The organism is Halalkalibacterium halodurans (assembly GCF_004376175.1).
Taxonomy (GTDB): domain Bacteria; phylum Bacillota; class Bacilli; order Bacillales; family Bacillaceae_D; genus Halalkalibacterium; species Halalkalibacterium halodurans.
In genome coordinates this window covers 1-20,177 of sequence record NZ_SNUY01000029.1, presented here as the reverse complement: position 1 = coordinate 20,177, position 20,177 = coordinate 1, and the positions used below count along the sequence as shown (strand labels likewise).

Genomic DNA, 20,177 nt, shown 5'->3' with positions numbered 1-20,177 from the left:
ACAAAGGCATGTGGGCGATGACCCTCCTACTGTGGAGGCCTTTTTCTCTGCTGCTTATGTATGGACATAGGGCAAGAGCAAAGGGTATGAACCTGCGAAGGCAAGCTAGGGAGCTTGTCAGCAGCGTAGCCTGCCTTGAGTGGAGTAGAGGGGATTATGGGTTTTGAAGCAATCCGCTGTCGGCCAACAGCCATTGCCTCTCTAGTACCATATGAAATCTGCTCTGCAAAAGAGGATAAGAGAATGGCAAGGGATTGCCGAGGAAAACTCCTAGACTGTTCCATGGGGACATTTAAAGAGGATTACAGTGTGGACTAAGTGGTAATCCAGTCTGGCGTTTGGTGACAGCGCCAAGTTCAACATAAAGGGAAACCGCCAGCGCGGCGACGCACTGGTGTTGAATTGGGAAATCCTACTGGACCTAAGCCACAGAGTTTACTCTTTAAATGACCACTCTCATACATACGCAGTCGGAACGAATTTAGTGTATTCTATTTAAAAAGGTGTATGCGAGGCGCTATGAAATCTCTAGGAAAATCAATAAATTGGACTTTAGCTATTGCCGTTATCACGCTTGTGTTAGCGGCGATTTTTTCAATTGTCTCCACATTCATGTTAAGCGGTGTTTCCTGGGCAGTTGGCATGGGAATCGTTTTGCTTATTGTGCTTGTTGGGATTCTTTTTGATACAATTGGGGTGGCAGCAACTGCAGCAGATGAAAAGCCATTTCATGCGATGGCTTCAGAGCGGTTAAAAGGGGCAAAACAAGCTGTCGCCATTACTCGCAATGCGGATCGGTTTGCGAATTTTTGCAACGATGTAATTGGAGATATATCAGGTATTGTGAGTGGAACAGCAGCCACCTATGTTGTCATTCAGTTGGCTTTACAGCTCGGGTATGGTGAAAACTCAGGCCAGCAATTTGCGTTGTCGGTTTTATTTACGAGTGTGGTAGCCGCGCTAACGGTGGGCGGTAAAGCGATTGGGAAGACATTGGCGATTGAGCATTCCACCGCAATTATTTACCAAGTAGGAAAAGTGTTTTATTTTCTTGAAGAAAAAATGAACATAAACTTTCTACCAAATGGAAAAAAGAAGAAAGAGAAAAATTCTCGAAAGTGAGGTCACTTCATGGACTTAGAGAAGCTGCACGATCCTTCCTTGATCAAATCAATGACAAAGCAAGAATTGGAGCAATTAGCGGAAGAGATTCGTCAATTTTTAATTGAAAAGCTATCCATTACGGGCGGCCATCTCGGGCCAAACCTTGGGGTTGTCGAATTGACGTTGGCATTACATTCACTGTTTGACAGTCCGAAAGACAAGTTGATTTGGGACGTAGGTCATCAAGCTTACGTACATAAAATTTTGACTGGACGAGCAGGACAATTCGATCAACTTAGACAATATAAAGGGCTTTGTGGATTTCCGAAACGCGACGAGAGTGAGCATGATGTTTGGGAAACGGGACACAGTTCCACTTCTCTATCTGCAGCGATGGGAATGGCTACAGCCCGTGATTTAAAGGGGACAGATGAAAACGTTATCGCCATCATTGGTGATGGAGCGTTGACAGGTGGCATGGCCCTCGAAGCGTTAAACCATATCGGACATGAGCAGAAGGATTTAATTGTCGTATTAAACGATAATGAAATGTCGATCGCTCCAAATGTCGGTGCTCTTCACAATGTTCTTGGGCGCTTGCGGACAGCAGGTAAATATCAAAAGGCAAAAGAAGATCTGGAAATGCTGATCAAAAAGATTCCAGCTTTCGGTGGTAAGTTGGCTCAAGCGGCTGAGCGTGTGAAAGACAGCTTAAAGTACTTGCTCGTATCTGGCATTTTCTTTGAAGAAATGGGCTTTACGTATTTAGGACCAGTCGACGGCCATGACCTTGACGATTTGATGGAAAACTTGAAATACGCGAAGAAAACAAAAGGTCCTGTCCTCATTCACGTTCTGACGAAAAAAGGAAAAGGCTACGCCCCCGCAGAAAATGATGAGAAGGGTACATGGCATGGGGTCGGTCATTACAAAATTGAATCAGGTGAGCTTGTAAAAAAACCGGCTCCGCCAAGTTATAGCGGTGTGTTTGCAGAAACATTAAAGAAAATTGCTCGCAACGACCCTCGAATTGTGGCCCTCACTGCAGCCATGCCTGGTGGGACGAAGCTTGACCAATTCGCAAAGGAATTTCCAGATCGTATGTTTGATGTAGGGATTGCAGAGCAGCATGCGACCACAATGGCCGGGGGACTTGCAACACAAGGGTTAAAGCCCGTATTCGCTGTGTATTCAACCTTTTTGCAAAGGGGATATGACCAAGTCGTGCACGACATTTGCAGGCAAAACTTAAACGTGTTTTTTGCAATTGACCGAGCAGGACTTGTTGGGGCAGATGGCGAAACACATCAAGGGGTTTTCGATATCGCCTATTTACGCCATTTACCAAACATGAAGATCCTTATGCCAAAGGACGAAAATGAATTGCAGCACATGGTTTATACAGCCATTCAATATGAGGGTGGACCAATAGCTGTCCGTTATCCGAGAGGGAACGGGTATGGAATCAAAATGGACGAGGTGTTAAAGGAAATCCCAATTGGATCGTGGGAAGTGCTACAAGAAGGAACGGATGCCTGTATTCTTACCTTCGGAACGATGATCCCAGTTGCAGAGCAAGCGAGTAAAGAGCTTTCACAACAAGGTTATTCCATCCGGTTAATCAATGCTAGGTCGGTTAAACCTCTTGATGAGGCGATGCTTCACGAGATTGCGAAAAGCGGGCGACCAGTATTAACGCTTGAGGAGACAGCGGTGCAAGGAAGTTTTGGTAGTGCGGTACTGGAATTTTTCCATGACCATGGGTATCACAATGTCGTCACCCAGCGGATGGGAATACCTGATCGATTTATTGAACACGGAAGCGTAAGCGAATTGCTTGAAGAAATTGGCCTCACCTCAAGCCAAGTGGCGAACCAATTAAGCAAATTGCTTCCGAGAAAGCAAAAAAGGGCGTAAGGCTAAGATGAGTAAAAAAGAACGTGTAGATGTATTGCTCGTGGAGCGTGGCCTGATGGAAACGAGGGAAAAAGCCAAACGGTCGATTATGGCTGGTCTCGTTTTCTCAGGACATGAACGAGTCGATAAACCTGGGTTAAAGGTGGATCGTGATACACCTCTTTCCGTCAAGGGAGAGGTGCTTCCTTATGTCAGCAGAGGCGGTTTAAAACTAGAAAAAGCCATCCGTGCATTTGACCTCCATTTAACCGACAGAGCTGTCTTAGATATCGGTGCTTCTACAGGAGGGTTTACAGATTGCGCCTTGCAAAATGGGGCGACCTTCGTGTATGCGGTCGATGTAGGCTACAATCAATTAGCATGGAAGCTTCGCCAAGACGAGCGAGTCGTTGTAATGGAACGGACGAATTTTCGTTATTTGAAGCCAGAGGTATTAGAACGTGGACTGCCAAATATGGCGACCATTGATGTATCCTTTATTTCGCTTAAACTCATTTTACCTGTTTTAAAAACGATGCTTCTTGAGAATAGCGACGTCGTAGCTTTAGTGAAGCCACAATTTGAAGCAGGTCGAGAGGAAGTGGGGAAAAAGGGGATCGTCCGTGATAAAAGCGTTCATCAAAAAGTGTTAAGCACAATCGTTGAATTTGCTTTAAAAGAAGGTTATGCCGTAGGAGGACTTGACTTTTCACCTATAACGGGAGGAGAAGGAAATATTGAGTTTCTTCTTCACCTGATGTGGCGAAAGGATAAAGAATCCTTTATTTCCCAAGAAATGATTCGAGACACTGTTGAACGGGCCCATTTAGAGTTGAAAAAAGGGTAAAACGATCGAGAAAAAAGCAACAAGGAAGCTTGGCCACTATGCCAAGTTTTTCTATAAATATAGAAACAGAGATGTCTAGCGCAAAGCGTCAAACACGAGGCGACTTTCCGAGTGCGCCTACAGTCAGTCATCATCGGTTGTTTTCCTAACAAATTATGTAGATAATAAAGGTATTGACTCTAGAAAACAGGTGGTAATCATGAATAAAGGACAGCGACATATTAAAATTAGAGAGATCATTGCAAATAACGATGTTGAAACGCAAGATGAGCTTGTAGAACAGTTAAAGGCGGCTGGTTACAATGTCACCCAAGCAACAGTTTCTCGTGACATAAAAGAGCTGCATCTTGTCAAAGTACCAATGATGGATGGGCGATATAAATATAGTTTACCAGCTGACCAACGTTTTAATCCGTTACAAAAGCTCAAACGTGGTCTTGTGGACTCTTTTGTTAGCATCGACCGAACGGATAATTTAATTGTGATGAAAACATTGCCAGGGAATGCCCATGCCATTGGTGCGCTCATTGATAACCTTGATTGGACTGAAATTATGGGAACCATTTGTGGTGATGATACGATCCTGATCATATGTAAAGACAAGCAAGATGGACCTGTAGTGACCGAGCGATTTTTAAACATGTTATAGGTTAACCTATAGTAAAGGTGTGAATGAGCGATGCTCGTTGAGTTATCCATCAAACAATTTGCGATCATTGAACAATTAACAGTCTCTTTTGATAAAGGTTTAACCGTATTGACAGGGGAAACGGGTGCTGGAAAATCAATTATCATTGATGCGATTGGTCTGCTGCTAGGAGGCCGAGGATCAGCGGAGTATGTCCGCTATGGCGAAAAACGAGCAGAGATTGAAGGCCTTTTTATATTGGAGCCGAAGCATCCTGCTTTTGCGAAAGCGGAGGCCCTCGGAATACAAGCGGATGATGGGATGATCGTTTTAAGAAGAGATGTGACAAATCAAGGAAAGAGCATTTGCCGGATTAATGGAAAGTTGGTCACGCTCGGAATCTTGAGAGAAATTGGTCAAAGCCTTGTGGATATCCATGGACAACATGAGCATCAAACATTGCTTCATAAAGAGCAGCATCTCTCACTACTCGATCATTTTGCGGGCCATCCATTAGAGACTGTGTTGGATGAGTATAAGGAATTGTATAAGCAATACTTAGCGCTGGAAAGACAACTCGCTCAATTGACGGAAAATGAAAAAGAGATGGCGCAAAAAACAGATTTATTTCAATACCAGTTAAAAGAAATTGAAGCCGCAAACCTTGAACCAGGTGAAGATAAACGACTTGAAGCTGAACGATTAAAGCTGGCAAATGCAGAAAAGCTGTTTAAGTCTGTACATGATGCATACAATAATTTATATGGAGAAGGGCGAGGACTTGAATGGATCAACAATGCCCTCACTCATATTGAAGACGCTTCGAGCTACGACCCAGAATTAGGTAAGCTTCAACAACACGTACAGGAGCAGTATTATTTACTTGAAGAGGCGATGTTCACACTCCGTGACTATTTGGACAAGCTTGAGTTTGATCCTACACGACTTGAAATGATTGAAAGCAGACTTCATGAACTGCAGAAGCTGAAACGTAAATATGGTGATTCAGTCGACGCAATCGTGGAATACGCATCAACCATTGAGGAACAGCTTGATTCGATTTTACATAAAGATGACCGCATCAAACAATTAGAGCAGTCATTGGAAACGATGCGACTCGATTTAGAAGTGGAAAGTGCTGCCTTAACAAACATTCGTAAGCAGATAGCAATGGAGCTAACCGAGTCAATTCATGAGCAGTTGCGCGCTCTTTACATGGAGAAAACGTCCTTCGAAGTAAAATTTCATGAAACAGCAGAAGGGAAGAAGCCCTTTCGTGAAAATGGCGTAGATGATGTAGAATTTTATTTATCCACCAATCCAGGGGAACCAGTCAAGCCGTTAGCCAAAGTCGCTTCAGGTGGCGAGATTTCACGGATTATGCTCGCATTAAAGACAATCTTCTCCAATCATCAAGGCGTCACGTCCGTTATTTTCGATGAAGTGGATACAGGAGTAAGCGGACGTGTGGCGCAAGCAATAGCGGAAAAAATTCGCCACATTTCCGTCGGCTCGCAAGTTTTATGCATTTCTCATTTACCGCAAGTGGCTGCCATGGCAGATACGCACCTCTACATTTCAAAAAAGGAAGTAGGGGGTAGGGTGACGACCGAAGTGCGAGCACTTAAGGATGAAGAAAAGGTGGAAGAGATCGCGCGAATGATCGCTGGCGTTGAAATGACAGAGCTGACAAAGGAGCACGCAAAGGAGCTTCTGGACCTAGCGACAAGCATCAAATGTAACCATTGAAAAGCTAACCAATAAAGGTTAGCTTTTTTCATCCCGAAACAGTTATAAACGTGAGCTCGAAAGGCAACATTAGATATAGAGCCAAACCAATCGGGTGTGTGGGCTAGGAGCTAGGAGAGTGAAGGAAGTGAGAGGCGAAACGATTCGAATGGTGGTAGGAGGCTGTCTCCTTGTCACGATGATGATGATCGGTTTTTCTCCGTCCGTGAAAGACTTACTGATGTCACCAACATCATTAACGATCTTTGAGGGAGAACAACTCGAATGGCTGGAAACCTCCAGCATGTTAAGTCAAGCAATAACAGTGTCTACGAAAGAATCGAAAGTGGCATTTGAAGCTATGCCAACAGATGATGGTTACACGAAGCAAACCGTTACAGGAGTAGAAGAAGGTACAGATGAAGCCACAATAGAAGTAGCAGGCATTCCAATCAAAAAGCTGAGCATTGATACGCTTCCGAAAATGAAAGTCGTTCCTGGCGGACAGTCGATCGGTGTAAAAGTGAATACAGATGGTGTCCTTGTTGTTGGTCATCATCTCATCCATTCAGAAAACGGTGAGAAATCACCTGGGGAACTGGCAGGTATCCGTGTAGGTGACAGAATTACCAAACTGAATGATAAAGAAATTCAGCACATGGATGAAGTGGGAGATGTGGTCCAAGCAGCGGGAGAAGGCAAGAAGCCATTAAAAGTGGAAATTCGTCGAGGGGATCAAACCCTTGTACGTGAGTTGTCACCTTTGAAAAATAAAGGAGAATCCACCTTTCGCATGGGATTGTACATTCGAGATTCAGCTGCAGGTGTTGGCACACTAACGTTCTATGACCCAGTATCGAAAAAATATGGTGCTCTCGGGCATGTGATATCTGATGTGGATACAAAAAAGCCGATCGTTGTTCACGACGGTCAAATTATTCGCTCATCTGTTACGTCTATTGACAAAGGGAGCAATGGAGACCCAGGTGAAAAGTTAGCGAGTTTTTCAAACCAACGTAACACATTAGGGACAATTGAGAAAAATAGTTCATTCGGAATTTTTGGAACGCTAACCGAAAAGGATTTAAAAAATCATGTGTCAGATGAAGCACTTCCGGTGACATTATCAAACCATGTGAAGGAAGGCCCCGCCAAAATTTTAACCGTTGTTGAAGGAGAAAAAGTTGAAGAATTTGATATTGAGATTGTCAGCTCGGTTCCACAAAAGCAACCGGCAACAAAAGGACTTGTCATCAAAGTGACAGATCCAAAATTGCTAAACACAACAGGTGGAATTGTTCAGGGGATGAGTGGAAGTCCGATTATTCAAGACGGAAAGCTTGTTGGTGCAGTGACTCATGTGTTTGTAAACGATCCCACTAGCGGTTACGGATGTCATATAAGTTGGATGCTTGAAGAGGCAGGTATTACCTTCGATCAATCAAAAGCCAAAGCGAGTTGACCTCCTTTGGCTTTTTCCCATTTCTGCAAAAAGAAAAGGATGAACGAAGAAGAGAAAGTGTGCTATGATAAGGATAAAGAAAATTCGACAAAAGGAATAAATTCTTTGTAGTCAAATGGCGAATCATATCGAAAACAAGAGTAAAACGAAGGAAATAAAAGAAATTATGGGATTTTTTAATTTTTTTAAAATTTGAAGAGGGATTCTAGGTCGAATGTCGAAAAGTTTATGACAAGGAAGTATCTTAGTAACTGGAGGGTTGTTCTCGTGCAAAAGGTGAAAGTATGTATTGCTGACGATAATCGCGAACTTGTGAACTTACTGAATGACTATGTGTCTGCCCAAGACGATATGGAAGTGGTAGGCGTTGCTTTTAACGGTCAAGAATGTTTATCGATTGTGGAGGAAAGACAGCCAGATGTTTTAATTTTGGACATTATTATGCCTCATTTGGACGGTTTGGCTGTACTTGAAAAACTCCCGTACATGAACTTGCAAACGAAGCCGAACATCATTATGCTAACAGCCTTTGGTCAAGAAGATGTCACGAAAAAAGCGGTTGATTTAGGAGCCTCTTACTACGTATTAAAGCCTTTTGATATGGAGATTTTAATTAATAACATCCGTGAAGTTAGCGGTCAAAAACGTTCGTTTGTGCAAAATACTGCATCTAACCACTCTTCATTTGCACAACCGAAGAAGCCTGAAGCAAACGTCTTTAATTTAGATGCGAGCATTACGAACATCATTCACGAAATTGGGGTCCCAGCTCACATTAAAGGTTACATGTATCTCCGTGAAGCGATTACGATGGTGTATAATGACATTGAATTGCTCGGATCGATTACAAAGGTACTATACCCTGACATCGCCAAGAAATTTAACACGACATCAAGCCGCGTGGAGCGCGCCATCCGTCACGCGATTGAAGTAGCATGGAGTCGTGGGAACATTGATTCCATCTCCAATTTGTTCGGCTACACAGTCAGCGTCTCTAAAGCCAAGCCAACAAACTCAGAGTTTATCGCCATGGTAGCCGATAAGCTGCGAATTGAGCACAAAGTAAGCTGAAAGGGAAAGAGGTAGGTTTTTTCATGTTAGAAAAAAACCTGCTTTCAAATCAGCATAACGAACCCAATAAATCTTATCTTTAGATTTGTTGGGTTTGTTTCGTTCTGAAATATAGATTTGAAAAAGAAGACGAAGTAAAAACATTGGTTGAGTGGACAAAAGGGTTTTCATATGCTCAGCTTAATGAACTCTACACTTCAGTTGCTTTGCAGTGGCACTATGAAAAACATGTAGATTTAGAGTCCATCTATCTCAATCTTCAGGCAGACAATAAGAAAAAGAAAAACCAGGCGTGGGACACAGAAGAGGAAGCTGACTCTGTTGGTTTTGTCGGCTATTAACCGACCCGGTTCCATCGAAAAAAATTTTTTCCTGTCTAACCGTGCCCATTATCCGGCCAAGAGTCTTTTTAAGCTCTTGGCCTATTTGATTGCATTCGTCATGATAACTTAAGAAAGTGATGGATATGTTTTCCTAAAAGTGAAGCTGCTAAAACGATTCGTTTCGAATCATACTATGACTGGTGCATACAGAAGAAAGTAGGGAAAGACATGGGGCGAATTGAAGGGACAGCTTATCAGCATCGAAAGACAAAAAAGCTATTGGAAACGCTTCCTGAACGATCGATTGCTGTGATTTCACACGAAAATCTCGATTCCCTTGCGGTGGAAGGATTATTGGCGAGACAAGTGAAAGCCATCGTCAATTTGTGCTCCACGATGAATGGGGCGTTCCGGCATGATTTTATTTATCAACTCTTGCAGGAGGGCATTGCGGTTTATGATGTGGCGGAAGTCCTTACTCCAAATAATGAGCTCGAATTAAACGGGAAAAAAGTGTTGCTGCGGGAACGTTCATTATTTGTCGCTTCTGAGAAAGGATATAGAAAAGTAGCCCGTCTGCAAAAATACGATGCTGCAACCATTGCCCAGATTAATCAGAAAGCAGATGCCGACTTTGCTGAGCGTTTTACCTCTTTTTTTGAAAATACATGGGACTATGCAAAAAACGAGGTCGCTTATTTCACAGAAAAGCCAATGATCCCGGACCTGTTTAACGTTTGCAAAGGCAGGCAAGTATTAATTGTTGCTAGGTATGCCGGTTTTGAACAAGATTTAGCTGTTTTTAAAAAGGAATTATCGAAAAGAAATATAATAAAAATTGCAGTCGACGGTGCTGCCGATGGCATGATCAGACAAGGCTTGAAGCCGAACATGATCATCGGTGATATGGATTCAGTGACAGAGCAAACACTGCGAGCGATTCCAAAGCGATTAGTTCATCAATATATTAATGGTGGAGCTCCCGGACTTAAACGTTTACAAGCGTTAGGTCTCACAGCCGAAACATTTCCGTTCATCGGAACGAGTGAGGATGTGGCGGTTTATTTGGCGTACTGGAGCGGTGCGGAACACCTTTATCTAGTTGGGTGCCGTTTCGGCTATAAAGAGTTTCTGGAAAAAGGCAGGAGTGGAATGGCGGGGAGCTTGCTCTGCCGCATGCAGGCCGGTGAGCGGATTACAGATTTAAAAGGGATTCATCGATTATATCGGCACCACCAGCAGGAAATGGGAAGTGAATGGATGTGGCGGTTAGCTCCTGTTGGCGCCTGCAGTGTATTGTTATTACACCCACGCGTGGCCTTCGTCATCAGTTTGTTATGGAGTTGGGTAATGGGAGGCTTTTTATGAGAAAAGAGCGACTTAAAGGAATCGTCACAACCCTTTTATCCATTATGATTGGAATGATTCTTGGCATCAGCATGGATAAGTCATGGCTGGCAGACGATATGTATCAACACGTTCAAGCTTTGAGACAAGAGAACGGTACACTCGTGGCTGAAAAGAGAGTATGGGAAGATTTTTTGCGCCAGGAGTTGTCATCACTTGCCGTATTTATGAGTGAAGAATCACACGAGCTCCAATCGGTAGGTGAAATGCTGAGCCAGATGGGTGTTGAAGCGAAGCCTCTCTTGTCAGAGCAGCAGCTGTTAGAGCGGAAAGGCATTCTCATCGCCCTAGGAGAGTATGAGCTTGAGGAAGATGTACCCCTTCTTGCCCTTGAGGAAGTTCCAACGACGCGGGAGGATTATTTTAAGTTTTATATTTCGTTGCTTCGCATGAAGGAGGTGGTGGAGAGTGAGTAGGATTTCTGTGGTGATCCCAGCTTACAACGAAGCAAGCGATCTTCCGCAAACGATACAAGGGATTCGTGATTTGTCCCTTGATTGTGAAGTGATCGTCGTTGATGATGGGAGCGCAGATGACACGAAAAAAATTGCAGAACGTTTGGCAGATATCACGGTAGCACTTCCTGTTAATCAAGGAAAAGGTCAAGCTCTCATGGAAGGCTGGAAACGAGCAGAGGGCACGCACATTGTGATGCTCGATGCGGACCTTGGGAGCACTTCTTCAGAAATGGCTCACCTCCTTCCACCTCTCCTAACGAATGAGGCTGATCTCGTCATTGGCATGCTTCCGACCCATTCATCGAAGAAAGGGTTCGGGCTCGTGAAAAAACGGGCACAACAATATATTGCCAAGCGAACTGGTGCTTTTCTCACCGCGCCTCTTTCTGGACAGCGAGCATTTCACCGCCGCTGGCTTCCCTCATTACTTGAAGAAAACGTTCAAGGCTTTGGTGTTGAAACGCAGATGTTGCTTCACTTCTTGCTGCGAGGAGCGGTCGTAAAAGAAATACCAACATTGATGGCTCATCGATACACAGGAAAAACGATCTCTGGGTTTATTCATCGTTTTCAGCAATGGATTGATATCGAACGGGCGTTAAGGGGGAGTAACACGTGATCATTGTTCTTTTTACCTTAGGCTTTGTTGCGTACGGGAGCTATACCCTGTTTGAAAAGCTTCAATGGACGGTGACGAATTTTAAAGGAGATCCGATCCCTTATAGTCTAGGTGCATTTATCTTTTTTGCTTTTATCGCTTATGTATTTTTCTCTCCTGTTCAAACTCCTTTGCTTTCCTTTATGCCACTCCTTTATGTCACGACCATTTGGGTGTTAGGCATCCTAGACGATATTTTCGGAACCACCTATCCTAAAGGGTTGAAAGGTCATTTTAAACAAGCGTTTGTCACGAAAAAACCGACGACAGGTGTTTTAAAAGCCGGAGGAACTTTTATCATTACATTGGCTGTCGTCTTCGCCTTTCAGCCCACCTCGCTTCAAGAGTTTGTACGCTATATTTTGTTACTACTACTCATTCCTCATGGGATGAATTTATTTGATACTCGGCCTTTGCGGGTTTGGAAGCTTGCCTTTCTTTTTATTGTAGCCTTTTTACCGGTGCTGTTTTATTTACCGTTTGACGTGTTGTTGTATTTTGTGACGGTTTTTTACATTGTTTTTGTGATGGAAGGGCATAAAAAAGCGATGTTAGGGGACAATGGAGCAACAACTGTAGGAGCCATCATCGCGTTAGTCGTAATATTCCATACAGGTGTCACTCAGCAATGGATCATTGCGCTATTGTTTACGGCGGTAACATTTCTCGCTGAGCGAACCTCCTTTACTTCGATTATTGAAAGGCATTCTTTGCTCCGTTTGCTCGATCAAATTGGAGTATCCACACAAGAATAAACGACCGAAACCGGACGATTAGTGAGGATTGTCCTGTTTTGGTCGTTTTTGGAAGCGGGGAGCTACTTTTCCATTTTTTCGGTCGCGGTGAAAAATAAAGCCACCAATGAAACTAAAGCCAGCTACGAATAAAATGAATCCTGCCAAAAACTGGATCGCTAACGATGGCCAAGGAAATAGCAGCTCTTGCATGATCGTATCTCTCATTAGTTTAATGCCGTAACCGGCGATGACACAAGGAAGGACGAGTAACATTAAAGCAATAAAACGTAACATAATGACTCCTTTAGTAGGTTAAATAATTTAGATATTCCGGGCGCCCATTGGAGCCCTTACGATCCTTATTTTAACGAAAAAAGTCGGGCTTGTCGAAGTTCTCAGTTGCAACTTTGTGACATTTACGTAATAGTTATCTTGGGGACTTTTTGATCAAGGGGAGGTTAGAACGTGAAGCGTGTAGCCATTCTTGGAGCAGGAAAGGGAGGATCGGCTTTACTTGAGATGCTTGTAGCAGCGAAGCGATTTCAGGTGCAAGGGATCGTTGACGTAAATCAAAAAGCACCAGGCATAAATAAAGCTCTAATGCTTGGTATAAGAACGTATGACGATTGGACAAAGCTTCCGTTCGAACAAATTGATGTCATTATTGAGGCGACCGGTTTGCCGCAAATGGCAGAAACGGTCCGAACGAAAGCTGGCCCACGGATCGCAGTCATCCCAAGTCATATCGCTTATTTTATGTTCTCCTTGATGGAGGAAAAGCAACTGCTTGTTGAACAAACGAGGAAGCATGCCTCTCTCCAAGAGACGATTTTGCAGTCCACCCATGATGGGATGATTGCCATCGATGAGCATGGAAGCATTCTTCTGTTTAACCATGCAGCAGAACGAATGTCCGAGGTGAAGGCAGAGGCTGCCATTGGTCGTCCGATTCGAGAAATTTTGCCTTCGAGTCAGCTAGAACGGGTCGTTCGAACGAAGAAGAAAGAAATCAACCACCGCCTTGTGCTCGATAATGGTGTGAAAATCGTCACGACTCGCGTACCGCTCATGGATCAAGATCGCTGCATCGGAGCGCTCGCGGTATTCAAAGACATCACGGAAGTCGTCGAACTAGCAGAGTACGTGACGAATTTAAAAAGTGTGCAAACGATGTTGGAAGCGATCATTAAGTCAAGTGAGGATGCCATATCAGTCGTTGACGAACTCGGAAAGGGTATTATGATCAATCCAGCTTATACGAGGCTCACAGGGTTAACTCCAGAACAAATCATTGGACAACCAGCCACTACTGATATTTCGGAAGGGGAAAGCATGCATATGCAAGTTCTTCGTACGAGAAGACCTGTACGAGGAGCGAGAATGAAAGTAGGACCGAAAAAGCGGGAAGTTGTTGTGAATGTGGCACCAGTGATTGTAGATGGAGCATTAAAAGGAAGCGTCGCCGTCATTCATGACATGTCGGAAATTAAGAAGCTAACAGATGAGTTAGAAAAAGCAAAACAGCTGATTCGAAACCTTGAAGCAAAATATACATTTGAAGACATTATCGGTTCATCCGCCGAATTTCAAGTAGCCGTCAAGCAGGCAAAGTTGGCCGCCTCCACTCCTGCGACGATCTTGTTGCGAGGGGAATCTGGGACAGGAAAAGAGCTCTTCGCCCATGCGATACATAATGCAAGCAGTCGAAAATATAACAAATTTATTCGTGTGAATTGTGCTGCACTGTCAGAAACCTTGTTAGAGAGTGAACTGTTCGGCTATGAGGAAGGAGCGTTTTCAGGAGCTAAGCGGGGCGGAAAACGTGGTCTTTTTGAAGAAGCGAACCACGGTAGTATCTTTTTAGATGAGATTGGGGAGCTATCGAGCAGCACGCAGGCGAAACTTCTTCGGGTGTTGCAGGAAAAGGAAATCGTCCGTGTCGGGGGAACGAAAGCGATCCCCATTGATGTCCGTGTGATTGCAGCAACCAATGTAAATCTTGAAAAAAGCATCCAGGATAAAACGTTTAGAGAAGACTTGTTTTACCGATTAAATAAAATGCCGATTTACATACCAGCATTAAAAGAACGACTTGATGACATTCCTGATTTAGTTGATTATCTTTTGTCTAAACTAAATGCTGATTATGGTCGAAATGTGGAAGGGGTCACTGTGGAAGCATTGAACTTGCTCATGTCTTACCATTGGCCTGGAAATGTGCGCGAGCTAGAAAACATATTGGCTCGAGCGATGATCTACATGCCGTACCATTCTCTTTACATAACAGCAGAACATCTACCGAGCCTTGGCGTGCGAGAAAAATCGATGCTTAAAACGCCCGAAACGAAGGAAAGCGAAGGGTCTTTACAGGAGCGTGTCAACGAGTATGAAAAGCAAGTGATTCTCGAAACGCTCGCGAAGACTGGTGGGAACAAAACGCTGGCTGCCAAGCAACTAGACATTTCCGTTCGTAATTTGTACTACAAACTTGAGAAACATGGGATCGACTGAAAAAAATGACATGCAATAATTTGCATGGTATGATGAATTTTGCAGACTCGAGCGACGGATTGTTTGCACAGTTTTGACAGTGATTAAGGAAAAACGAAGACGCACGCTTATAGATTTGACGACAGATTATGGTTTTCTAGACAGAAAGCCGAATAGCTACCGATTGAAGTTGGCATAAAACTTGCAACTTAAGATGTGTGACTAGGATGAAGTGCGACTTCTAAGGAGGATCTATTAATGGAACTATTTTCTTATATGGAAACGTATGACTATGAACAAGTGGTCGTTTGTCAAGATAAAACATCAGGCTTAAAGGCGATTATTGCGATACATGATACGACCCTTGGACCTGCCCTCGGTGGGACGAGAATGTGGATGTATGAAAATGAAAATGCGGCGTTTGAAGATGCCCTGCGTTTAGCCAAAGGGATGACCTACAAAAATGCCGCAGCAGGTCTTAATCTCGGTGGTGGTAAAACGGTTATCATTGGCGACCCTCGTAAAGACAAAAACGAAGAAATGTTTCGCGCGTTCGGCCGTTACATTCAAGGGTTAAATGGGCGCTACATTACAGCAGAAGATGTAGGGACTACGGTGGATGATATGGACATCATTCATCAAGAAACGGACTATGTGACGGGAATCTCTCCGGCTTTCGGCTCTTCTGGAAACCCTTCGCCTGTTACGGCATTCGGCGTGTTCGTCGGTATGAAAGCAGCAGCGAGAGAGGCGTTCGGAACAGATGATTTGGCAGGAAAGACAGTTGCTGTTCAAGGAGTAGGAAATGTTTCGTACAATTTATGTAAACATCTGCATGAAGCTGGGGCAGACTTGATAGTGACCGATATTCATAAAGAATCGGTTGAACGGGCGATTCGCGATTTTGGCGCAAAAGCTGTCGACGTTGGCGACATTTATGGTGTTGATTGCGACATTTTTGCCCCGTGTGCCCTCGGAGCGATTATTAATGACGATACGATCCCGCAATTAAAAGCAAAGGTGATTGCAGGTGCGGCGAATAATCAGTTGAAAGAACAAGCCCACGGTGATATGATCCACGAAATGGGGATCGTCTATGCACCAGACTATGTTATTAATGCGGGTGGCGTTATTAATGTAGCGGACGAATTAAGCGGCTATAACCGTGAGCGTGCGTTGAAAAAAGTAGAAGGCATTTATGATAATTTGGCGAAAGTATTTGAGATTGCGAAACGCGATGGTATTCCGACATACAAAGCAGCAGATCGAATGGCAGAAGAGCGAATTGAACGGATGAGACGTTCCCGTCGACAATTCTTGCAAAACGGTCAACATATTTTGTCTCGTCGCTAACTTCTTCTGGCAGTTAGACTAGCACGTATTTAAAAGGAGAGGATTTTACATGGCGGAAGAGTACGATCTCGTCATTTTAGGTGGAGGGACTGGTGGCTACGTAGCCGCCATCCGCGCCACACAACTCGGTCTAAAAGTGGCATTAGTCGAAAAAGGAAAATTAGGTGGCACGTGCTTACATAAGGGATGCATACCGAGTAAAGCGTTGCTTCGGTCGGCAGAAGTATTTTCGACGGTTCAGAAAGCCGATCAGTTTGGCGTGAAGATTGACGGAGCCACGTTAGACTTTACGAGTGTACAAAATCGAAAAGAACAAATTGTCACGCAGCTCCATCGCGGGATCGAAATGCTGATGAAAAAAGGAAAAATCGATGTCTATGAAGGCCATGGACGCATTTTAGGTCCATCGATTTTCTCCCCTACGCCTGGTACGATCTCGGTTGAAATGAACAACGGAGAAGACAATATGATGCTCATTCCGCGAAACGTCATTATTGCAACAGGTTCCTCACCTCGCGTCTTACCAGGGATGGAAATTGACGGTGAGGCTGTCTTAACGTCTGACGAGGCGCTGAAAATGGAGCAGTTGCCGAAGTCGATGCTCATTGTTGGTGGCGGCGTGATCGGAATCGAGTGGGCTTCGATGCTCAATGACTTTGGCGTTGACGTGACAGTCATTGAATACGGTCCACGAATTTTACCGACCGAAGATGCGGATATTGCAAAGGAAGCTGAGCGTCTTTTAAAAAAGAGAGGCGTTACATTCAAAACAAACGCAAAAGTGTTAGCGGAAACGTTGGAAAAAGGAGATAACTCGGTCGCAATTGAGGCGGAGGTTGTCGGTGTGAGCGAGCGTTTCACCGCTGAAAAAATGCTCGTTTCCGTTGGACGAACACCGAACGTGAATGACATCGGACTTGAAAATGCAGATATTGAAGTCATTGATGGCGCCATTGCAGTAAACGAGTGGTATCAAACGAAAGAATCGCATATTTATGCGATCGGTGATGTGATCGGCGGGATGCAGCTTGCCCATGTGGCGTCTCACGAAGGAATCCTTGCAGTTGAGCATATGACGGATCACAAGCCTGAACCACTTAATTACTTAACGGTTGCCCGGTGTGTATATAGCCATCCAGAAATGGCAAGCATCGGACTATCAGAAGCGGAGGCAAAAGAGAAAGGCTACGAAGTAAAAGTCGGAACGTTTCCGTTTCAAGCGATCGGCAAAGCACTTGTCTATGGCGAATCTGATGGATTTGTAAAGATCCTATCTGATAAGAAAACAGATGATCTACTCGGTGTTCATATGATTGGGCCCCATGTGACCGATATGATTTCTGAAGCTGCACTAGCAAAGGTTCTCGATGCAGCCCATTGGGAAGTGGCCCAAACGATTCATCCCCACCCAACGTTATCCGAGGTTGTTGGTGAAGCGGCATTAGCCGTTGACGGAAAGGCGATTCATTTTTAAAGACTGAAGGAGGTAGTTCTATGACAGAACCACGCCATAAGCAGCTAGGGTTGTCTGATGAAACAGTCGTACATATGTATGAGACGATGCTCCTCGCACGAAAAATCGATGAGCGGATGTGGCTTTTAAATCGAGCTGGGAAAATTCCATTTGTGATTTCGTGTCAAGGACAAGAAGCAGCCCAAGTAGGTGCAGCTTTTGCCCTTGATCGGACGAAAGATTACATTCTTCCATACTATCGTGACATGGGTGTCGTCTTAACGTTTGGGATGACAGCAAAGGATTTAATGCTCTCCGGTTTTGCAAAAGCGGAAGATCCGAACTCAGGAGGCCGGCAAATGCCAGGACATTTCGGATCGAAAAAACTTCGCATTGTAACCGGATCATCTCCTGTCACCACGCAAGTTCCTCACGCTGTAGGGATCGCCCTAGCGGGAAAAATGAAAGGGGAAGACTTTATTACCTTTACGACGTTTGGGGAAGGTTCCTCCAACCAAGGAGACTTTCATGAAGGTGCCAACTTTGCTGGCGTTCATAAGCTTCCGGTTATTTTTATGTGTGAAAACAATAAATATGCGATCTCAGTTCCGATTGAAAAACAGCTTGCATGCGAAAAAGTATCAGATCGGGCTATCGGCTATGGAATGCCAGGGGTAACGGTTGATGGAAACGATCCTCTTGCTGTATATGAAGCGGTGAAGCAGGCTGCAGATCGTGCACGTCGTGGCGAAGGCCCGTCGTTGATCGAGACGGTTTCGTACAGATTAACTCCGCATTCTAGCGATGACGATGATCGCGCCTACCGCTCTCGTGAGGAAGTGGAGGAAGCGAAAAAATACGATGCCCTGATTACGTTTGCTGAATACTTACTCGAAACGGGAGCGCTTACGGAAGAAGGAAAAGAAGCGATGGATAAGAGAGTTAGTGACATGGTGAACGAAGCAACAGAGTATGCAGAACGTGCACCGTACGCTGATCCAGAGCAAGCGTTGGGCCACGTATACGCGGAATAGAAAAGGGGGGCGAACAATGGCTGTAATGTCTTATATAGAAGCAGTGACGCTCGCATTAAAAGAAGAGATGGAGCGGGATGAAAATGTATTTGTTCTCGGGGAAGATGTAGGGGCACGCGGTGGTGTATTCCGGGCAACGAACGGACTCTATGAACAATTTGGCGAAGCGCGCGTATTAGACACCCCGCTTGCTGAATCAGCAATTGCAGGTGTTGGGATTGGCGCGGCAATGTATGGGATGCGCCCAGTGGCGGAAATTCAGTTTGCTGATTTTATTATGCCAGCTGTGAATCAAATTGTGTCTGAGGCTGCTAAAATCCGATACCGTTCCAACAATGATTGGCAATGCCCAATTACGATTCGCGCACCTTACGGCGGAGGGATTCACGGGGCGTTATACCACTCTCAATCGGTGGAAGCAATGTTTGCAAATACTCCAGGATTGAAAATAGTCATGCCTTCTACACCATACGATGTAAAAGGGCTGTTAAAGGCGGCCATTCGTTCTGATGACCCAGTTCTCTTTTTCGAACATAAACGGGCTTATCGGCTCATTAAGGGTGAAGTACCTGAAAACGATTATACCCTACCAATCGGCAAGGCAGATGTCAAACGGGAAGGGGACGACGTTACTGTCATTACATATGGTCTGGCGGTCCACTTCGCGTTGCAAGCAGCTGAGCGTCTTGAAAAAGATGGGATCTCGACCCATATTTTAGATTTACGCACAGTCTATCCGTTAGACAAAGATGCGATTATCGAAGCCGCTTCAAAAACAGGAAAAATCCTTTTAGTGACAGAGGATAATAAAGAAGGCAGCATCATGAGTGAGGTAGCAGCGATCATTGCCGAACATTGTTTATTCGATCTAGATGCCCCGATTCAACGGTTAGCAGGTCCAGATGTACCAGCGATGCCATATGCACCGACGATGGAAAAACATTTTATGATCAATCCAGATAAAGTAGAGAAGGCAATCCGTGAATTAGCAGAGTTTTAGTAGAGGTAGTGTCAAAACTTCTATGAAAACCTTATTTGGTTCTAACACTACTACCATTTATTAGGTGGAAAGGCCGCGCTATCGCTCTTGACAAACACGCCAATGGTTTATTCAGAGGTCAATCAAGGGCGAAGGGAACAAAAGTAGGCATGCCAAATAACCCTTGACTTTTTCCATTTTAAACCATTGGCAAGTTCGGTTTGTCAAGAGTTCGCTTCGCCGATAGCTGAATAGGGCTCAGCTAAACAAAAGTTAGGCTGACTGTTGTTGTTGAATCCAGTCTTGAGCTAATCCAATAAGGGCTGTCCATCTCGCTGGCATGGTTGGTAGCTTTTCTAATTCTGGAATTGTGACTGGCACTTTACCTTCAAGTGAAGAATGTGGGCGCAAGAAGTTAAAGTAAGCCACAAACAATGTCACAAAAGAAACAGATCCCTGTTCAGAACCAAAGCCGTGCGTCGAACGATAATTCCCTTTAAACGTGCGATTTAGTCGTTCAATGATTTGCTTGAGAGGTCGATACTCTCT

19 protein-coding genes are annotated in these 20,177 nt (G+C 44.4%); 17 read left to right on the top strand and 2 right to left on the bottom strand.

Annotation, left to right across the window (positions count from 1 at the left end; translation table 11 throughout):
* The first annotated feature begins 519 nt into the window (after positions 1–519).
* The 12 genes from E2L07_RS10890 to E2L07_RS10835 all read left to right on the top strand — a co-directional run bounded on the left by E2L07_RS10890 (position 520) and on the right by E2L07_RS10835 (position 12,337).
* A complete protein-coding gene (locus tag E2L07_RS10890; RefSeq protein ID WP_010898928.1) occupies positions 520–1,122 on the top strand; it encodes a CNNM metal transporter family protein in 603 nt (200 codons plus the stop codon).
* A 9-nt stretch (positions 1,123–1,131) separates the two neighbouring features.
* Positions 1,132–3,021: a 1-deoxy-D-xylulose-5-phosphate synthase gene (gene dxs, locus E2L07_RS10885; RefSeq protein ID WP_010898927.1), complete on the top strand. Its 1,890-nt coding sequence runs from the start codon at positions 1,132–1,134 to the stop codon at positions 3,019–3,021.
* Positions 3,022–3,028: 7 nt separating this feature from the next.
* Positions 3,029–3,847: a TlyA family RNA methyltransferase gene (locus E2L07_RS10880; RefSeq protein WP_134229568.1), complete on the top strand. Its 819-nt coding sequence runs from the start codon at positions 3,029–3,031 to the stop codon at positions 3,845–3,847.
* A 199-nt stretch (positions 3,848–4,046) separates the two neighbouring features.
* Positions 4,047–4,496, top strand: coding sequence for a transcriptional regulator AhrC/ArgR (gene ahrC / locus E2L07_RS10875; RefSeq protein WP_010898925.1), 450 nt, complete (start codon positions 4,047–4,049; stop codon positions 4,494–4,496).
* A gap of 30 nt (positions 4,497–4,526) precedes the next feature.
* Positions 4,527–6,224: a DNA repair protein RecN gene (gene recN, locus E2L07_RS10870; protein WP_134229567.1), complete on the top strand. Its 1,698-nt coding sequence runs from the start codon at positions 4,527–4,529 to the stop codon at positions 6,222–6,224.
* A gap of 127 nt (positions 6,225–6,351) precedes the next feature.
* A complete protein-coding gene (gene spoIVB / locus E2L07_RS10865; RefSeq protein ID WP_134229573.1) occupies positions 6,352–7,665 on the top strand; it encodes a SpoIVB peptidase in 1,314 nt (437 codons plus the stop codon).
* 267 nt (positions 7,666–7,932) lie between these two features.
* Positions 7,933–8,736: a sporulation transcription factor Spo0A gene (gene spo0A / locus E2L07_RS10860; protein ID WP_010898921.1), complete on the top strand. Its 804-nt coding sequence runs from the start codon at positions 7,933–7,935 to the stop codon at positions 8,734–8,736.
* 143 nt (positions 8,737–8,879) lie between these two features.
* Positions 8,880–9,077 (top strand): hypothetical protein, encoded by a 198-nt coding sequence (locus E2L07_RS10855; RefSeq protein ID WP_053430720.1) that lies wholly within the window; start codon positions 8,880–8,882, stop codon positions 9,075–9,077.
* A gap of 210 nt (positions 9,078–9,287) precedes the next feature.
* Positions 9,288–10,427 (top strand): putative cytokinetic ring protein SteA, encoded by a 1,140-nt coding sequence (gene steA / locus E2L07_RS10850; RefSeq protein ID WP_134229566.1) that lies wholly within the window; start codon positions 9,288–9,290, stop codon positions 10,425–10,427.
* Positions 10,424–10,882 carry a hypothetical protein gene (locus E2L07_RS10845; RefSeq protein ID WP_010898918.1) on the top strand — a complete coding sequence of 153 codons (459 nt, stop codon included), beginning with the start codon at positions 10,424–10,426 and terminating at the stop codon, positions 10,880–10,882. Before steA ends, E2L07_RS10845 begins: the two co-directional genes overlap by 4 nt.
* Positions 10,875–11,543, top strand: a complete 669-nt coding sequence (locus tag E2L07_RS10840) for a glycosyltransferase family 2 protein (RefSeq protein ID WP_134229565.1) — start codon at positions 10,875–10,877, stop codon at positions 11,541–11,543. The genes E2L07_RS10845 and E2L07_RS10840 overlap by 8 nt, the downstream gene beginning before the upstream one ends.
* On the top strand, positions 11,540–12,337 hold the full coding sequence (locus E2L07_RS10835; protein ID WP_134229564.1) for a hypothetical protein: 798 nt from the start codon (positions 11,540–11,542) through the stop codon (positions 12,335–12,337). The genes E2L07_RS10840 and E2L07_RS10835 overlap by 4 nt, the downstream gene beginning before the upstream one ends.
* An 18-nt stretch (positions 12,338–12,355) precedes the next feature.
* On the opposite strand, the gene E2L07_RS10830 is transcribed toward E2L07_RS10835, so the two are convergent.
* Positions 12,356–12,613, bottom strand: coding sequence for a DUF2627 domain-containing protein (locus E2L07_RS10830; protein WP_010898915.1), 258 nt, complete (start codon positions 12,611–12,613; stop codon positions 12,356–12,358).
* A gap of 171 nt (positions 12,614–12,784) precedes the next feature.
* On the opposite strand from E2L07_RS10830, the gene E2L07_RS10825 reads away from it, so the two are divergent.
* The 5 genes from E2L07_RS10825 (at position 12,785) to E2L07_RS10805 (ending at position 19,649) form a co-directional block, all read left to right on the top strand.
* On the top strand, positions 12,785–14,830 hold the full coding sequence (locus E2L07_RS10825) for a sigma 54-interacting transcriptional regulator (protein WP_134229563.1): 2,046 nt from the start codon (positions 12,785–12,787) through the stop codon (positions 14,828–14,830).
* 237 nt (positions 14,831–15,067) lie between these two features.
* Positions 15,068–16,162, top strand: coding sequence for a branched-chain amino acid dehydrogenase (gene bcd / locus E2L07_RS10820; RefSeq protein WP_134229562.1), 1,095 nt, complete (start codon positions 15,068–15,070; stop codon positions 16,160–16,162).
* 49 nt (positions 16,163–16,211) lie between these two features.
* Positions 16,212–17,636 carry a dihydrolipoyl dehydrogenase gene (lpdA, locus tag E2L07_RS10815; protein WP_134229561.1) on the top strand — a complete coding sequence of 475 codons (1,425 nt, stop codon included), beginning with the start codon at positions 16,212–16,214 and terminating at the stop codon, positions 17,634–17,636.
* A 20-nt stretch (positions 17,637–17,656) separates the two neighbouring features.
* Positions 17,657–18,649 (top strand): thiamine pyrophosphate-dependent dehydrogenase E1 component subunit alpha, encoded by a 993-nt coding sequence (locus E2L07_RS10810; protein WP_010898911.1) that lies wholly within the window; start codon positions 17,657–17,659, stop codon positions 18,647–18,649.
* Positions 18,650–18,665: 16 nt separating this feature from the next.
* Complete coding sequence (locus E2L07_RS10805) at positions 18,666–19,649, top strand: alpha-ketoacid dehydrogenase subunit beta (protein ID WP_010898910.1); 984 nt, start codon at positions 18,666–18,668, stop codon at positions 19,647–19,649.
* 252 nt (positions 19,650–19,901) lie between these two features.
* Here the strand turns inward: E2L07_RS10805 and E2L07_RS10800 are convergent.
* A partial coding sequence (locus E2L07_RS10800; protein ID WP_134229560.1) for an integrase core domain-containing protein occupies positions 19,902–20,177 on the bottom strand: 276 nt, incomplete at its 5' end.

What these genes read in the sequence shown, in the direction of transcription:
- E2L07_RS10890 (WP_010898928.1), top strand. Translation starts at nt 520, where the DNA reads ATGAAATCTCTAGGAAAATCAATAAATTGGACTTTAGCTATTGCCGTT.
- dxs (WP_010898927.1), top strand. Translation starts at nt 1,132, where the DNA reads ATGGACTTAGAGAAGCTGCACGATCCTTCCTTGATCAAATCAATGACA.
- E2L07_RS10880 (WP_134229568.1), top strand. Translation starts at nt 3,029, where the DNA reads ATGAGTAAAAAAGAACGTGTAGATGTATTGCTCGTGGAGCGTGGCCTG.
- ahrC (WP_010898925.1), top strand. Translation starts at nt 4,047, where the DNA reads ATGAATAAAGGACAGCGACATATTAAAATTAGAGAGATCATTGCAAAT.
- recN (WP_134229567.1), top strand. Translation starts at nt 4,527, where the DNA reads ATGCTCGTTGAGTTATCCATCAAACAATTTGCGATCATTGAACAATTA.
- steA (WP_134229566.1), top strand. Translation starts at nt 9,288, where the DNA reads ATGGGGCGAATTGAAGGGACAGCTTATCAGCATCGAAAGACAAAAAAG.
- E2L07_RS10845 (WP_010898918.1), top strand. Translation starts at nt 10,424, where the DNA reads ATGAGAAAAGAGCGACTTAAAGGAATCGTCACAACCCTTTTATCCATT.
- E2L07_RS10830 (WP_010898915.1), bottom strand. Translation starts at nt 12,613, where the DNA reads ATGTTACGTTTTATTGCTTTAATGTTACTCGTCCTTCCTTGTGTCATC.
- bcd (WP_134229562.1), top strand. Translation starts at nt 15,068, where the DNA reads ATGGAACTATTTTCTTATATGGAAACGTATGACTATGAACAAGTGGTC.
- lpdA (WP_134229561.1), top strand. Translation starts at nt 16,212, where the DNA reads ATGGCGGAAGAGTACGATCTCGTCATTTTAGGTGGAGGGACTGGTGGC.
- E2L07_RS10810 (WP_010898911.1), top strand. Translation starts at nt 17,657, where the DNA reads ATGACAGAACCACGCCATAAGCAGCTAGGGTTGTCTGATGAAACAGTC.
- E2L07_RS10805 (WP_010898910.1), top strand. Translation starts at nt 18,666, where the DNA reads ATGGCTGTAATGTCTTATATAGAAGCAGTGACGCTCGCATTAAAAGAA.